The 15223-nt window shown below is 63.2% G+C and carries 16 protein-coding genes and 1 tRNA gene; 7 read left to right on the top strand and 10 right to left on the bottom strand.

All coding sequences use genetic code 11. From position 1 onward, the window contains the following. Window positions 1-58: 58 nt before the first annotated feature. The 6 genes from JF545_RS06690 to JF545_RS06665 form a co-directional block, all read right to left on the bottom strand. A complete protein-coding gene (locus JF545_RS06690; protein WP_206940503.1) occupies window positions 59-616 on the bottom strand; it encodes a TIGR00730 family Rossman fold protein in 558 nt (185 codons plus the stop codon). A 66-nt stretch (window positions 617-682) separates the two neighbouring features. After that, a complete protein-coding gene (locus JF545_RS06685) occupies window positions 683-1204 on the bottom strand; it encodes a DUF501 domain-containing protein (RefSeq protein WP_206940501.1) in 522 nt (173 codons plus the stop codon). Next, on the bottom strand, window positions 1188-1502 hold the full coding sequence (locus tag JF545_RS06680; RefSeq protein WP_206940499.1) for a hypothetical protein: 315 nt from the start codon (window positions 1500-1502) through the stop codon (window positions 1188-1190). Before JF545_RS06680 ends, JF545_RS06685 begins: the two co-directional genes overlap by 17 nt. 155 nt (window positions 1503-1657) lie before the next feature. Beyond that, a complete protein-coding gene (gene ybaK / locus JF545_RS06675; RefSeq protein ID WP_206940497.1) occupies window positions 1658-2125 on the bottom strand; it encodes a Cys-tRNA(Pro) deacylase in 468 nt (155 codons plus the stop codon). Between the two features lie 110 nt (window positions 2126-2235). After that, window positions 2236-2646, bottom strand: coding sequence for an acyl-CoA thioesterase (locus tag JF545_RS06670; RefSeq protein WP_206940486.1), 411 nt, complete (start codon window positions 2644-2646; stop codon window positions 2236-2238). A gap of 73 nt (window positions 2647-2719) precedes the next feature. Next, a complete protein-coding gene (locus JF545_RS06665) occupies window positions 2720-3547 on the bottom strand; it encodes a hypothetical protein (RefSeq protein WP_206940484.1) in 828 nt (275 codons plus the stop codon). A gap of 58 nt (window positions 3548-3605) precedes the next feature. Here JF545_RS06665 and JF545_RS06660 point away from each other — a divergent pair, with 58 nt between their 5' ends. Beyond that, on the top strand, window positions 3606-3941 hold the full coding sequence (locus JF545_RS06660) for a hypothetical protein (protein WP_206940481.1): 336 nt from the start codon (window positions 3606-3608) through the stop codon (window positions 3939-3941). A gap of 27 nt (window positions 3942-3968) precedes the next feature. Here the strand turns inward: JF545_RS06660 and JF545_RS06655 are convergent, their stop codons facing one another. Further along, window positions 3969-4403, bottom strand: coding sequence for a hypothetical protein (locus JF545_RS06655; protein WP_206940852.1), 435 nt, complete (start codon window positions 4401-4403; stop codon window positions 3969-3971). 83 nt (window positions 4404-4486) lie between these two features. Here JF545_RS06655 and JF545_RS06650 point away from each other — a divergent pair, with 83 nt between their 5' ends. Beyond that, complete coding sequence (locus tag JF545_RS06650; RefSeq protein ID WP_206940479.1) at window positions 4487-5671, top strand: MalY/PatB family protein; 1185 nt, start codon at window positions 4487-4489, stop codon at window positions 5669-5671. A 105-nt stretch (window positions 5672-5776) separates the two neighbouring features. Here the strand turns inward: JF545_RS06650 and JF545_RS06645 are convergent, their stop codons facing one another. Continuing rightward, window positions 5777-6721, bottom strand: a complete 945-nt coding sequence (locus JF545_RS06645; protein WP_206940471.1) for a thioredoxin family protein — start codon at window positions 6719-6721, stop codon at window positions 5777-5779. A 307-nt stretch (window positions 6722-7028) separates the two neighbouring features. Then, window positions 7029-7105 (bottom strand) — tRNA-Met (locus JF545_RS06640). 393 nt (window positions 7106-7498) lie between these two features. Here JF545_RS06640 and phbB point away from each other — a divergent pair. Continuing rightward, window positions 7499-8245, top strand: a complete 747-nt coding sequence (gene phbB / locus JF545_RS06635) for an acetoacetyl-CoA reductase (RefSeq protein ID WP_206940469.1) — start codon at window positions 7499-7501, stop codon at window positions 8243-8245. A 193-nt stretch (window positions 8246-8438) separates the two neighbouring features. On the opposite strand, the gene JF545_RS06630 is transcribed toward phbB, so the two are convergent. Further along, window positions 8439-11213 (bottom strand): DUF349 domain-containing protein, encoded by a 2775-nt coding sequence (locus tag JF545_RS06630; RefSeq protein ID WP_206940467.1) that lies wholly within the window; start codon window positions 11211-11213, stop codon window positions 8439-8441. 275 nt (window positions 11214-11488) lie between these two features. Between JF545_RS06630 and minC the strand changes: the two genes are divergently transcribed. From minC to sbcB, 4 genes are all read left to right on the top strand, one after another. After that, window positions 11489-12238 (top strand): septum site-determining protein MinC, encoded by a 750-nt coding sequence (gene minC / locus JF545_RS06625; protein WP_206940465.1) that lies wholly within the window; start codon window positions 11489-11491, stop codon window positions 12236-12238. Between the two features lie 85 nt (window positions 12239-12323). Then, window positions 12324-13145: a septum site-determining protein MinD gene (gene minD / locus JF545_RS06620; RefSeq protein WP_206940463.1), complete on the top strand. Its 822-nt coding sequence runs from the start codon at window positions 12324-12326 to the stop codon at window positions 13143-13145. Continuing rightward, window positions 13142-13393 carry a cell division topological specificity factor MinE gene (minE, locus tag JF545_RS06615; protein WP_206940461.1) on the top strand — a complete coding sequence of 84 codons (252 nt, stop codon included), beginning with the start codon at window positions 13142-13144 and terminating at the stop codon, window positions 13391-13393. The genes minD and minE overlap by 4 nt, the downstream gene beginning before the upstream one ends. A 198-nt stretch (window positions 13394-13591) precedes the next feature. Continuing rightward, a complete protein-coding gene (sbcB, locus tag JF545_RS06610; RefSeq protein ID WP_206940459.1) occupies window positions 13592-15082 on the top strand; it encodes an exodeoxyribonuclease I in 1491 nt (496 codons plus the stop codon). Window positions 15083-15223: the final 141 nt, after the last annotated feature.

The raw sequence follows: 15223 nt of genomic DNA, 5'->3' as shown, positions 1-15223 counted from the left end.
ACATCCTCCTTGTCGGTGTTCAGTGGTGGCGCAAGGCGCCGAGCCGACGGCTCTGCGGTCAGCCCGGCAGATGGGCCAGCCGTTGCTCCAGTCGGTCCAGTAACTCGTCCGGGGTAGCGGCCGTGACCAGCGTCTGCAAGGTACGAGCATCCAGGAAGCCCTGGGCAACGCCGGCTTCCAGAAAGTCCAGCAGCGGACGGTAGAACTGGCAGCTATCCAGGATGCCGATCGGCTTGGCGTGCAGTCCCAGGTAGTGCCAGGTCCAGGTCTCGAAGAATTCTTCCAGCGTGCCGATGCCACCAGGCAGCATGACGAAGGCGTCGGCACTGGCTGCCATCTGGGCCTTGCGCTCGTGCATGTCGGCGACCCTGATCAGCTCGCTGAGACCCGTGTGGGCCAACTCTCGATCCACCAGGTGATGGGGCATGACGCCAACGACCTGGCCACCGGCGTCCAGCGCTGCATTCGCCAGCGCCCCCATCAGGCCGACGCTGGCGCCCCCGTAGACGAGTCCATGTCCGCGCTCGGCCAGGCGACGGCCAAACACGCGTGTGTCGTCGATGAAGCGTGGATCCTCACCCTGGCGTGAGCCGAGATAGACGCAGATCTGGGCCATTTGAGGCCTCCCTGAGGTAATGATGGGGTCGCGAGGAAGGCCCGAGATGAGGCACGGGCCAGGGGATTACGGCAGCAGGTCGATGATGCCGTAGTGCTCGTCGACCCATTGTCCGATCACATTGTGGCCGCACAGGTGGTGGGCGTACTGCGTGTGCAGGCAGCGAACCTGGTCGTGGTTGGCGATGCCGCCGATTCCTCGCTCGCGCAGTACCCGGTCATAGCCCAGGCGCTCGACCTCGGCACGCTGGGCGTCGCTCATCAGCGCCCAGCGGGTGTCGATGTAGTCCTGGTGGCTGGCGTGATAGGCCGCGCGAAATTCCTCGTCTTCCTGCAGGCGCGCTTCCAGCGACTTGATCACGCCGGCGGCTTCGATTCTCGACAGCTCGACCTTGAGCAGGTCGGAGCTCAGCCAGAACAGGGTCGGGAAAGGCTTGCCATCGACGATGGGAGCCATGCGCAGGACCAGAGGAGTGCCTTTGCCGTCGGTGGCCGCCAGGGCCTCGATGCCGCGAGGCTCGCGTCCCAGCTGCTCGGCGATGATGGCCATCTGGGCAGCGTCGGGAGTCGTGTCAGGATGGATCACCATCGGGGTTGTCTCTTACAAATTTGGTGGAGCGGCCCACGGCACGGAAGAACGCGCGATTGAGCTGTTCCGGGGTGGGTACATAGGCATGTTCGCGCTCGAGGTACTCGCTGCCTCGTGCGATCAGAACGTCGTAGAGTCGATTGAAGGGCGCATCATAGTCGTAGGGATCAGCACCGAACAAGCGGATGTGCGGGTAGTCCGCGAAGCGCTCGAGAAAGAAGGTCTCGAGGCTGGTCTCAGCCGCGCGGTGGCGCACCTTATCGTCCGGATCGAGCCAGAGGGTATAGCGGATCGCCATGCAGTGCATCCTAGTTGACGTTGCGCCAACCTAGCATTTTTTGCGCCTTAGACCCAGCGTATCAGGACCTCCGCCATCGCCTGGCCGCCGCGCCAGACCCCGTGGCTTCGGGTAGCGCACTAGTGGCAACGGACTAGCGCACTAGTGGCAACGGACTAGCGCAAGAGCGGAGCCACGGTTGCCCGCGTCAACACCACCAAGTCCTCCGGGGCCAGGCAGATTTCAAGGCCCCTACGTCCTCCGCTGACGTGCATCTGGGGCAGCCTCTGGCAGCTGTCGTCGATGAAGGTAGCCAGGCGCTTCTTCTGCCCAAGGGGACTGATTCCCCCGACGATATAGCCCGTGGCGCGCTCGGCGTCGGCGGGGTCAGCCATGCTGGCCTTGCGGGCGCCCGCCGCGCGGGCCAGCGCCTTGAGGTCGAGCTTGGCAGAGACCGGGACGATGGCCACTACCAGTCGATGGCCGTCCAGGTTCGCCAGCAAGGTCTTGAACACACTCTCGGCGTCTAGCCCAAGCTGTTCGGCGGCCTCTTCGCCGTAAGCCGCCGAGCGGGCATCGTGTTCATAGCTCAGTACGCTGAAGTTGACCTTGGCCCTTTCCAGGGCCTTGATGGCGGGGGTCATGGCGATGAAGGTTCCTTGGGGTGGGGCAGGCAGGCCATTATCCGCGAGGCCAGGCGAACGGCCAACCGTACCCTTATCGGATGATCTGGCCTGCCATCGGGGCAACGTGCTCAGGCTTCGGTCATTTCCGCCTCGTGCAGGTGTTCCATCAGCGCCTCACGCAGCGCGCCGGTAATCGGTACCGACGCCTTGGTGTGATGGTCGAAATGCACCAGCACGGTATGGCCGATGTTGGTCATGACCCCTTGCTGGTGCGCTTCCTGGGTCACGGTAAAGGAACTCTTGCCGAGTCGCGACAGATAGGTGCGGATCTCGATGTCGTGACCGTAATGAAGCTCAGCCCGGTAGTCGATCTCCATGCGCGCCATGATCAGCCGCCATTTGGCGGGATCCAGGTCTGGAGTGAACAGCCGGAACAGCTCGTTGCGGGCCAGCTCGAACCAGGCCGGCAGGCGTGTGTTGTTAATATGGCCGAGGGCATCAGTGTCGTAGAAAGCGGGCTCGATCGTGCGGGTCAGCATGGACATTCTCACGTGCAGGAAGGTGTGCTTCAGGATTGACCCAAGCAAGCGCTAGGTCAAGCCCGCTTCCAGGTCACAACGTGCGCTGCTGGCGCCGACGATGGCGGCGAGCTGCCCACCACTGTTGCAGTCGCATCCAGCCCAGCAGCCACAGCGTGGCGGCGACGAAGCCCAGCAGCGTGCCCTGCCAAAGTCCCATCGTCGCGTAGGTCAGCGATACCACCAGGGCATAGCACAGCAGTGAGCCAAGACCGGCAGGGTAGTGCTTGATGACCGTGGCCACTGGAGCGGTACCCTGGGTCAGGTGCAGAATCACCAGAAAGGGGTACATGGTCACCGGGAAGGCGGCCATGACCCCGGCCCAGGCGCTGGGAACGGCGTGGGCAAGGCCGGTGATCAGGAAAATGATGGCGGCAGCGAGCCCAGCCCTTAGTGCCAAGGCAGGCCAGGAAAAGCCACCCTTGGGGCTGGCCTTGATGTCCGGGACCCCGCGATAGAGCCAAGTGAATAGCGCAATGGCGACGAGGGTGATCAGGGTTCCGCTGATGCGATTGAGGTCGAGCTGGGTCAACAGACTGCTGGCGGCCAGCCAGGCAACGAGCCCTCCCGCAGTGCCCGTCAGGACTCCTTTGAGGCCATCCCCACGGGCCGCGAGCAGGTAGCCGCCGCCCAGCGCCAGGGTGGCCGTGAAGCCTGCCAGGGTATGCACGGCGCTATCAGCGGCAAACTGGGGGGAAAGCTCCAGCCCGATAAAGAACAGGGCGATGGCCGTGCCCAGGGGATAGCCGGAGAGCAGTCCAGCGACGCGAGTGCTGACTCTTTCGGCGATGACTGACAGGCCGAGCACGACGCCGATGGAAATGAGCAGCTTGGCCAGCTGCCAATGGAAGGGAACGTCCATAAGAAAAATGCGATCCTTAAGCTATCGTTAAAGCATGATGCCGATCCGGGAGGTCGACATGACAGAGCTGTCGCCGCCGCCGCGCCCCGAATGTTGCGAGCTGTGTGAGCGAGCCGCGCCCTTGACCAAGCACCATTTGATCCCGAGGTCACTACACGGCAAGGCGCGCTATCGACGGCGGCACGACCGCGTCGAGCGACTGACGGCCATCCTGTGGGTATGTCATGGTTGCCATCGCCACTTGCATGCGGTGCTCAGCGAGAGGGAACTGGCGGACCATTATCGCAGTCGAGACGCGCTGCTGGCACACCCTGATATTCGTTCCTTCGTTGAATGGCTGGCGACCAAGCCCGCTGGATTTCGGCCGAAGCGACCGACCCGGCGGCGGCAATGATCTGGTCGCCACGGCGACGCGGCGGGGTTATACCAGGCGCAATCCCTGACGGTCCGTCCAGGCTGCTGTCAGGGCTGGTGCCAGGGATTCCCGGAGGTGCTCCGGCAACGCATCCAGGGCCTGGTCGCGGCTGGTGAATTCACGATTGCGCAGCCAGCAGTAAGCCCATGCGCAGGCCTCGTCTTCATCTCCTGGCGTCGGGCGAGCGGGCATCTGGACCAGCAGGAACAGCGCGGTGCGCACCGCCCAGTGAGGCGGAAGGTCCTCGTCCTGGCGGTCTGCCCACAGAGCAAGCGTCGCGCCGTCGGGAGTCTCGCCCGGCTCGCCGAGTCCCGCCACCCTGGCCGTTTCGGCCAGGATCAATGCCAGTCGATCGGGATCACCGCGACCCAAGGCCAGCCATTGGCCAATCAGCGCCGGCATTCCGCGACACACCTTGGCGAAGAATCCGTGATGCGGCATGGTGCTTGTCATGGAAAATGCGTCCTTCAAATACTTGGCCAGGGTAACCTGGTAATCGAACAGCCATCGTCAGGGAGATGACCATGAACTTCGATTTTGCCACGCCGATTGATCGACGGCAGCCCCGGGATGCCGATCAGTGCCCGCCGTGGCCGTCACAGAAGTGGCATCGCTACGCCGATGACGTGCTGCCGCTGTGGGTGGCCGATATGGACTTTCGTTCACCCCCTGCGGTGATTGATGCCCTGTCAGAGCGCGTCGGTCACGGGGTCTACGGCTACGGCAAGGTGCCAGAAAGCCTCGAGCAGGCGCTGGTCGACTGGAGTCGCGAGCACTACGGCTGGGAAATCTCCCCCCGCTGGCAGCACTGGTTGCCGGGGGTGGTGCCTGCCCTTCATCTGGCGAGCTTGGCATTTACCAAGCCAGGCGATGGGGTGCTGACGATTACCCCGATCTATCCTCCTTTCCTGCAGGTGGCCGAACGAACCGGTCGCCTGGCGCAGCAGGCCGAGATGACGCCGCCGGCGTCACCAGGAGAGTCCTGGGCGCTGGACCTGGATGCCATCGAGGAGGCCATCACCGAGCGCACACGACTGCTGTTATGGTGCCATCCCCATAACCCCACCGGGCGCCAGTGGCGACGGGACGAGCTCGAAGGCCTGGCGGCGCTGGTCGAGCGCCATCAACTGATCGTGGTGTCCGACGAGCTGCATTGCGATCTGCTGCTTGAAGACGGGGCGCGACACGAGCCACTGGCGGCCGCACTGCCGCAGCTTGCCGAGCGCACCGTGACGCTGTGGGCACCGTCCAAGACCTTCAATCTGGCGGGACTAACCGCTGCCTGCGCGGTGATACCGGATGGGCGATTGAGGCAGCGTTTTCGTGACCGGGCAAAAGGGCTGATGCCGGACGCCAATGTGTTGGGACTGGTGGCGGCAGAGGCCGCCTATCGTCACGGCGAGCCCTGGCGCCAGGCGCTGCTGGAAGTGCTTCGAGAAAATCGCCAGCGATTGGCCGAGCATGTGGCCGGCTGGCCGGGTGTGGTCTGTGCGGCTCCGGAATCTACCTATCTGGCGTGGCTGGACCTGCGGCAGTCGGCGCTGTCGGGCCAGGAGTCACCCGCCAAGGTGCTGCTCGAACGTGCTGGCGTGGCGTTGTCAGACGGGGCTGACTTTGGCTGGCCGGGCTTTGTCAGGCTCAACTTTGGTACCACCGCCGCCCAGCTGGGTGAGGCCTTGGCACGGATGGATCGTGTGCTCGCTGGCTGACCATGTCGGTAGCGCGCACTCGCTAAATGCCAGCAGGGCCCATCAAGGGCCCTGCTGGTGGTGGTTGGCAGACGCTGCCGGGTGAGGGGGGGCGGTATTCAGCCTTCAGTACAGCAGGGCGAACAGCTTGCGCCGGTAGCTGACGGTCAGCGGATGGTCTGCCCCCAGGGCGTCGAACACCCGTAGCAGGGTCTTGCGAGCCAGGTCATCGCCGTAACCACGATCACGCTTCATTACCGTGAGCAGTCCTTCCAGGCCGTTCTCATAGTCACCGTCGGCGACCTGGCGCAGGGCCCTCTGGTAGTGGGCTTCACTGTCATCGCGCCCTTCCAGAGACGCGAGTGTGGCCGCATCGGGGGCTTCCTCGCTGAACTCGATGCTGGCACGAACGCCTCGGGCCTCGGGGCCGTCGCGATCCTCTGGCGCTAGGGCGTCGAGCAGCTGGCGTGCCTCGTCGTTGCTGCCCTCAGCGACCAGAACCTTGGCCAGCTGGATACGATAGGCCACGTGGTCAGGATATTGCTCGCTCAGCTCCTGGTAGATGCCGCGCGCCGTCGCGGTATCGCCGGACGCCAGGGCCTGCTCTGCCTGTTCCTCGGGACTTGCGGGGGCATCTTCGGGTGCCGGAAAGTAGCGTGCGAGCCACTCACGGATGTCCTTTTCAGGCAGCGCACCCTGGAAGTGGTCGACCAGGCCGCCCTGGCTGATCAACTTGACGTCGGGCACCGAGCGCACGCCCAGCTGGCCTGCGATGTCCTGGTTGTCGTCGATGTTGAGCTTGGCCAACAGAAAGGTGCCGCGATACTCGCGCGTCAGCTTTTCCAGCACCGGCATCAGGTTCTTGCAGGGTTCGCACCAGGGGGCCCAGCAGTCGAGGAGGATCGGCACGCGCATGGACAGTTCCAGCACCTGCTGAATATTGCTGCGATCAACGTCGAAGATCAGATCGCTGTCGGCCGGCCCCTGGGTAGCGGCCTCTGCTTGGCCAGCGCTGTGCTGGGCGGGTTCGGTGCTCAACGGCTCGCCGGTGCGCGGGTCGACGATTGGCATGGGGACGCAACCTTGTCTGATAAGTGGATAGAGCTAAGAGATGCGGTCGCTGGTCGCCGACTTCAAGGCCTGTCGCAAGGTCGTTGATGAGCGCTATGCGACTAAAGATGGAGGTTAAATGGGACTTAGTCTTCTGCTAAATAGACCCATGTTTCGCGTGGGGCGGCATAACACTCGCAGCCGAGTGAACGTGCGTGTCGAAGGATGGGGCTGCGCCGACCCGGTGTCCGATCAGCAAGGCGTCGAGATAGCAGTGGCGCACAAGAAAACGGGGCAATCTCAAGAGATTGCCCCGTTTCATGATGTTTGGTAGCGGGGACCGGATTTGAACCGATGACCTTCGGGTTATGAGCCCGACGAGCTACCAGACTGCTCCACCCCGCATCAACGAGGACGAAGTATACGGATTTTTTGGCCCACGTCAACCCTGTGCGAATTCGCGTGAGATGGCTCGTACCGGTTGAGCGCAGTGGTCCATACTGGAGGGGCTGTCATGGAAATGTCAGTGGCGGACGCTAGCCTGAAGATGACCGTCGGCTTGCTCCGAAGCGTGTGACGTCCACGACGTGTTGCGCGTCATTCGTGACAGGGCTGTCGTCAGGTGTCAGGTTGGTGGCAGGCGGGCGCAACGTGGCAGGAGGCCACGCGCGATGCCTCGACACACTGTGATGAGGATCGTCTCCCGCCGATCCGTCCCAACGTGCTTGCTACAACGTGCTTGCTACAACAAGGTCCGTCGGCAAACGGCGGAAGCATAGACAATCAGGGAGGTCGTCAATGACTCAGCAAAAGCCCGTCGCATGGGTCACCGGTGGCACAGGTGGTATTGGAAGTGCCATCTGTCGCGAACTGGCGGATGCCGGTTATCAGGTGCTGGCCGGTTACAACAACCCCGAGAAGGCCAAGTCCTGGTTGGAGGCTCAGAAGTCTGATGGTTACGACAATATCGACGTTGCCGGTATTGATCTGACCGATTTCGAGGCGTGCCAGAACGGTGTAAAGAAGATCGAGGAGCAGTATGGTCCGATCGCGGTGCTGGTGAACTGCGCTGGCATCACCAAGGACGGCACCATGAAGAAGATGTCGCCCGATCAGTGGAACCTGGTCATCGACACCAATCTGAATAGCGTCTTCAACACCTGCCGTAGCGTCATCGAGAGCATGCTCGAGCAGAATTACGGCCGCATCATCAATATTTCGTCCATCAATGGGCGCAAGGGGCAGTTTGGACAGGTCAACTACTCCGCCGCCAAGGCGGGTATGCACGGTCTGACCATGGCGCTGGCCCAGGAAACCGCCACCAAGGGGATTACCGTCAACACCGTCTCTCCTGGCTATATCGCCACCGACATGATCATGAAGATTCCGGAGAAGGTGCGTGAGGCGATTCGCGAGACGATCCCGATGAAGCGCTACGGCACGCCGGAAGAGATCGGGCGCCTGGTCAGCTTCCTCGCCAGCAAGGACAACGGCTTTATCACGGGTGCCAACATCGACATCAATGGTGGCCAGTTCATGGGCTGAACCCTCTCGTGTCGGAGCCTGGCAGGCTCCGACGTCATTTGGGCGGTCGGCCATGTCGTCGACGACAACCCGCGAACGCCAATGACAGAGCGGCAACAAGAGAAAAGCGAGGCGCAAGCCTCGCTTTCCTGTTGTTGGGCGCTGGAGGGGGGCTGCGACGTCGCCTTGTCTCCCCGAACTTACCGCAGCGCTATCACGGCGGCGGCAGCTGGCGCAGCCCATCAAGCAGCGCGTCCAACTCCTGAACCTCCTTGTCCCACAGCTGGCGGGATACCGGCCCGGTGGCCAGCAACCCACACAGTACCGACAACAGTTCTTCCTCCCGTGTGGGCATCTGGCCAAGACTGTCGTTGAGACGGTCTACCTGGATGGCCAGGCGCAGGGGTTCGTCATGCTGGCCTATAGGTTGGCCCGCCAACAGCGCCAGGTGCACGCGCAACCGCGCCAGCCGCTCGGCGACGCTGTCCAGAGAGTCCGGGGAGCGGCGTGCGGCATTGCGTTCGGCGTGTGCGGTGGCCAGTTCATTGGGGAGCGTCAGCGTGTCGGGAATCAACACATCCCCGCACTGCTGTCCGGCGAGACAGGCATCGTCGGCTTTCAGGTGCTCCAGGATAAGCGGCTTGAGCTGGTGCCAGCGGCTGACCGTTTCTGCTACCGCGATGCGTTCAAGCCGCTCGCGGCGAGCGCGGACGATGCCCGTCCAACGTTTACGCATCCCCTCGCTGCGTCGTCCCGAGGGCAGCGGTTCCAGAGCGTTGGCTTCGTCGACGGCCTTGTCGAGCCAGTCCGCCTCCTCACTGGTGGTCGGTTGCCAGGCGTCGATGCGATCGATCAGCGCCTGCATGCGATCCAGTCGGTCCTTTGCTCGCTGAGCCCGGTCGTCTCGTTCCGCATCGCGCTGGGCAAAGATCTGATCACACAGCTGGCGGAATTCGCGCCACAGGGTCTGCTCTTCACCCTTGGGTGCGCGCCCGAGTTCGCGCCAGCGCTGTTGCAATGCCTTGGCCTGTTCGCCCCGTTGGCGGGCGGCCAGTGACGTCTCCAGCAGCGACCTGGCCTGGTCGATAAGCGCGCGCTTGGATTCGGCAATCTCGTTGGCACGACGATCGATCAGCGCCTGCAGCTGATGACGGATGCGGCCAAACCGCCGGCCGATAGCCTCGGCTTGATCCCGGGGCACCGGGGCAGTGCGTCGCCATTGATCGCGGGCGTGTTCGCGAATGTCCCGGAGGGCATCTGGGTCGGCGTGGTGAGAGGGCTGCGCCAGCAATGCTTCGAGCTGTTCGCACAGGGCGACGCGCTCAGCCAGGTTGGCCTCCCTCAACTGCTGCTGCTGTTGGCGCCAGCCAGCCAGGGACTCGCGAATGCGGTCAGAGGCGGCACGAAAGCGCTCTGACTGCTCCTTGTTGGCTGCGGCATCGGCCAGGGCTTTCCATTCCTTGACCAGCTGGCGGTGTCGGCGGTCCCGATCCCGATCGCTCAGGGTGCTGTCCTGCTCCAGAGCCTCGATGGCCTGGCACAGTTGCTCACGTTTGGGGCCTGCGACGAAACCGCGCCAGTCGCGTAGTTCTGCCAGCCTGGCACCCAGGCGCTTGAGCCGGCTTCGTTCCGACTCGGCTGAGGCGGGCAGGGCCTCGGCCAGGTGACGCAGGCGTTGATGCAGTCGGCTGGCCCCCTTGAAGGAGCCCTCATCCAGCAGCGCGTCAAGGCGGTCGAGTTCTTCAGCGAAACGTGCCAGCTGCTCTGCCGACGGCGCCGGGGCGGCCAGGTCGCGCTCCAGCCGCAGGTAGTGACGAGCCCGTGCGAGCCGCGGCTCTGGCGGCAGGTTATCAGGCCAGCGGCAGGCCTCCACGAGCTGTCTGAGGGTGGCTTCGTCGCCGCTCTTGATGGCCTCTTCCATTGCCGGAGAGCGCTCCACCAGGCGCTGATACGCCTGGTTGATGTTGTCAAAGGTCTTCAGGGCGGCGTCGTAGCGCTGGCGCAGCGCGTCGTCGGCCAGGTGAATCTCCGATAGCGCCTGCCAGCGGCTGGCCAGCAGCTGCTTCTGTGCTCGCAGGCTGGCCAGATCCTGCTCGCCCACATGGTCGCCCTGATACAGCGCGGACAAACTCTCTTCCAGCGCCATGACCAGCGCTTCGCGATCGTGGTCGGCCTGCTCGCGGCGCTGTCGATCGGCACGCAGCGCATGCTCCTGGGCTTCGTGATCGTGGATGACCTTGCGACAGCGTAGACAGGCTTCCTGATAGCGCCTTTCCTGCTGGTCCTCGGGCAGATCGGGCAATTTGAGCCACTCGCGCTCCAGATGGCGGAAGCGACCGGCATATAGCGGCTCCCAGGCGGCCCGAGCATGCTGCTCCAGACTCTGCAATAGCTGCTCGCGTCGCTCCTTCGCCTCGGCCACGGCGTCAGCGTCGGCGCGCAGGCGTCCTAGCCGTTCCTTGGCATTGCGGGCGACATGGCGATCACGGCGAGCTGCCTGCACCAGCTGCTTGAGCCCCTCTTCGGACGTCACTCGCTCGGCGGCAGCGTGGCGCACAGCGGCGATGCCGTTGTCGCAGGCCTGGCGGATCAAGGCCTGTTCGTCATCGAGTCGAGCCAGGGCACTGAGCCGAAGCTGTTGGTTATCACCCTGGAGGGCAATTTGCTCAAGCAGCTGGGGATCGTCCAGGCCGTCTACCACGCGCTGGCGCTGGCTGAGCTCGATACCGCCCTGGCGGCCGATCAGCAGGCTGATCAGCTGGCGGTCGAGTTCGCGGGAGCCATGACGCGCTCTCAGTGCCAGCAACTGCTGCGGGTCTTCCAGGCGTGCCACGGCTGCCTGCCGAACCTCGGGTTCCGGGTCCTGCACAAGGGTTTCGAGCGCATCGCGCTGGCCATGGGGGTCGAGCCGCTCGGCAGCATCGCGTCTTACCTTGGGATCGGGGTGTCGCCAGCGAGGCGAAAAGAGTCGGCGGAGGAGTCCAGACATGGGGCTTCCTGAAGAAAAATAGACGGTGACGAGACTGCCTCATCATCTTGTTGTAGCGACCGGCTTGTCATGGCAGCCCTGGGTGCCAGGCGTGGAAGACGGTAGAGATCAATCTAAGCATGCGCGCCAGCATCAGAAAAGGTCTCTGCCGAGGCGTGTGGCTGATTGGAGACACTGACAAGGACCCGTTAGAGGCTTATGATCGGTTGCAGGACCGGGTGCTCTGGCATAGCTTGAGAGCAATCCCCGACCAACACCCGACGTGGAGTTCGGCAATGAGCCTCAAAGTGGACAGGGACAGCATGGCGTTTACGTTCAAGGGCGGGATGCTGCCCATGACGGTGATGGAGCTTTCCAGCGCCGATCCCGAGGAAATTCGTGATCAGCTGGCGGGCAAGTTATCGCAGTCGCCTGCTTTCTTTCAGCATACGCCGGTAGTGCTCAGTGTCGAGAAGCTCGACGAGCCGCACCTGGCACTGGAGCGCATCTGCGCCGTGTGTCGCGCGCACAAGCTGCTGCCGGTGGCGGTACGCGGGGGCACTGACCCGGTCAAGCAGTCGGCATGGGCACTGGGCCTTGGCTGGTTTCCTCCCCAGGACGCGGCGCGGGCACGCACGCTGGAAAGCGTGCCCACCCAGGATGACGAGCCCGAGGTCGCTGACATCGCGGCCGAGGACGTCACGACGGCGTTGCCCCGTGGCGGACGCGTGTTTCGTGGCACCGTGCGTTCCGGCCAGCAGATCACTGCTCCCGATGGCGACCTGACCGTGATTGGCGCCGTCAACGCCGGTGCCGAAGTACTGGCGGCGGGCAATGTTCACGTTTATGGCGCGCTGCGAGGACGGGCGCTGGCGGGCATCCATGGGGATCATCAGGCAGGCATCTTCTGCCGTGAACTGCACGCTGAATTATTGTCCGTCGCGGGCAACTACAAGCGTCTTGAGGACATTGATCCTCAGCTGCTGGGGTCATCGGTGCAGGTAGTGCTGAGTGACGACCAGCTAGGGATTACCGCGCTCAAGTAGGCCCACGATGGCATGAACCGTTAATGGCCTGGCCACCCGAGTGGCCACACAGGACCAACAACATTACGACGACAGGATGCGACACTTGGCCAAGATCATCGTTGTGACCTCCGGAAAAGGTGGGGTCGGCAAGACAACCAGTGCGGCAGCCATAGCGACTGGCTTGGCGCTGCGAGGCAACAAGACCGTGGTGATCGACTTCGATGTCGGTCTCCGAAATCTGGACCTGATCATGGGCTGCGAGCGCCGTGTGGTCTATGACCTGGTCAACGTCATTCAGGGCGAGGCAGGTCTCAATCAGGCGCTGATCCGCGACAAGCGGGTCGACAACCTGCATATCCTGCCGGCCTCACAGACCCGGGACAAGGACGCTCTGACCCAGGAAGGGGTCGAGAAGGTGCTCGAGACCCTGACCAAGGATTTCGATTACATCCTGTGCGATTCGCCTGCCGGGATCGAGCGCGGTGCTCAGCTGGCCATGTACTTCGCCGATGAGGCGATCGTAGTCACCAACCCTGAAGTCTCGTCGGTACGGGACTCCGATCGTATTCTCGGCCTGCTGTCGTCGAAGACGCGGCGCGCGGAGCAGGGCAAGGACCCGATCAAGGAACACCTGCTGATCACCCGCTACAACCCGGGTCGTGTCGATCAGGGGGACATGCTCAATCTTGATGATATTCGCGAGATCCTTGCCATCGATCTGGTCGGGCTGATTCCCGAGTCCGAGGCCGTGCTGCGGGCGTCTAACCAGGGCGTTCCTGTGACCCATGACGATAGCAGCGATGCTGGCCAGGCCTACATGGACACGGTCAGCCGCTTGATTGGCGAAGACGTGCCGCTGCGCTTCCACGAATACCAGAAGAAGGGGCTGCTGAGCCGTATGTTCGGAGGGGGAGGTCGCCGGTGAAACTACTCGATTTCCTGAAGCGAGAACGCAAGAAGTCCGCGTCTGTCGCCAAGGAGCGGCTGCAAATCATCGTCGCCCACCAGCGTAGCCAACGGGGCCAGCCCGATTTCCTGCCGATGCTGGAAAAAGAGCTGCTGGAAGTCATCCGGCGCTACGTTGAAGTGGATGACGATGCGATCAATATGTCGCTGGACAGCGAAGACAACTGCTCTGTGCTTGAGCTTAACGTGACGCTGCCCCGCAGCTGAGCCTGCGGAGCCCGCCATCGGCGGGCAAGCGGTTGCGGCGAGTCGCTCTGGCGAGCGGCTCGCCGTTTGCGTTTGATGGCGCCGACAACTGCCCCGATCCAGTGCGACGCGTGGTGATGGGTGGTTATCTGGCTGAGTCAGGCTCCTGCCTGTGCTAGGCTGGCGGGCTCAAGCAGCCCGCGTGGAGACACTATCGCCATGGCGCAGCCGAAAGCCGCTCCGCTCACTTTCCTGTGGCACGACTACGAGACCTTTGGTGCCGATCCTCGGCGTGATCGCCCCTCGCAGTTCGCTGCTATCCGTACCGATGCCGAGTTCAATGAAATAGGTGAACCGGTGGAGCTGTTCTGCAAGCCTGCCGATGACGCTCTTCCCCATCCGATGGCGTGCCTGATTACCGGAATCACGCCTCAGCAGGCCCGGCGCCAGGGCCTGCCGGAGGCCGAGTTCGCGGGTGCCATTCAAGATGAGATGAGCGTGGCTGGCACCTGCGCGGTGGGTTACAACAGCCTGCGCTTCGATGATGAAGTCAGTCGGCATCTGTTCTATCGCAACCTGCTGGACCCCTATGCCCGAGAGTGGCAGAACGGTAACTCACGCTGGGATCTGATCGATGTCGTAAGGGCGTTTCATGCGTTGAGACCTGAAGGTATCGAATGGCCGACCCGGGAAGATGGCAGCCCCAGCTTTCGCCTCGAAGACTTGACCGCCGCCAATGGTATCGAGCATGTGGGCGCCCATGATGCCCTGGCCGATGTGCGCGCCACCATTGCCCTGGCGAGACTGCTGCGCAACGCCAATGCCAACCTGTTCGACTACCTGCTGTCATTGCGGGCCAAGCGCGAAGTGCGTAAGCGCCTGGATGCGACCCAGCGCAAGCCGATCGTGCACATTTCACGTCGCTACCCGGCCAGCCGCGCCTGCGGGGCTCTGGTGCTGCCTCTGGCTGAACATCCGACCAACCCCAACGGGATCATCGTCTACGATCTGTCGTTGGATCCAGAGGATCTTCTGCGGCTATCACCCCAGGAGATTCGTGCCAGAGTGTTTGTCAGCAACGACGACCTGGCGGAAGGAGAAAGCCGTATCCCGCTGAAGGTGGTGCACATCAACAAGTGTCCGGTGATCTTCCCTCCCAGCGCGCTCAAGGACGTGTCGGGTCCTCAGCAGGGAGAATACGGCGATATCGTGGCACGTATGGGCTTGGACATGGAGGCCTGTCGTGGTCACTATCAACGTCTTTCCCGCGATCCGGATATCGCCGCCAAGGTCCAGGAGGTGTTTGCCGAAGGGCCGCCGGAGCCGCCGCGCGATCCTGATCTAATGTTGTATTCCGGTGGGTTTTTCTCACCGGCAGATCGACAGCAGATGGAGCGGGTGAGGGCAGCTGATCCTTGGGATCTGGTCGATGCCCATTTTGCCTTCCAGGATCCACGTCTGGAGGAAATGCTGTTTCGCTACCGTGCGCGCAGCTACCCCGACACCCTGACGGGGGAGGAGCAGGCGCGCTGGGAGAGTTTCCGCTGGGAGCGCATGAACGATGCCGCGCTGTCGAGCCTGACCCTGAAGGACTTTGCGCGGGAGATCGAGCGTCTCAATCAGACCTCGCTGAGTGGTCGTGAGCGTCAGGTCCTGGAGGAAATGGTGATGTTTGTGGAGTCCATTATGCCGGCACAGGCGTTCGGATAACGGCGACGTCGCAACCGGCGACATCACGCGACCGGTGGAGCTATCTGTGCCATCAAAACGCCCGGCCTGGACGTCATCGTCCGAGCCGGGCGTTGTCGTGTCTGACGGTGACGCTGGGCGCGCCACCGCCATGTCAGCGGC

The organism is Halomonas litopenaei, assembly GCF_017303055.1.
Classification (GTDB): Bacteria; Pseudomonadota; Gammaproteobacteria; order Pseudomonadales; family Halomonadaceae; genus Halomonas; species Halomonas litopenaei_A.
This window is presented reverse-complemented; position numbering and strand designations above follow the sequence as displayed.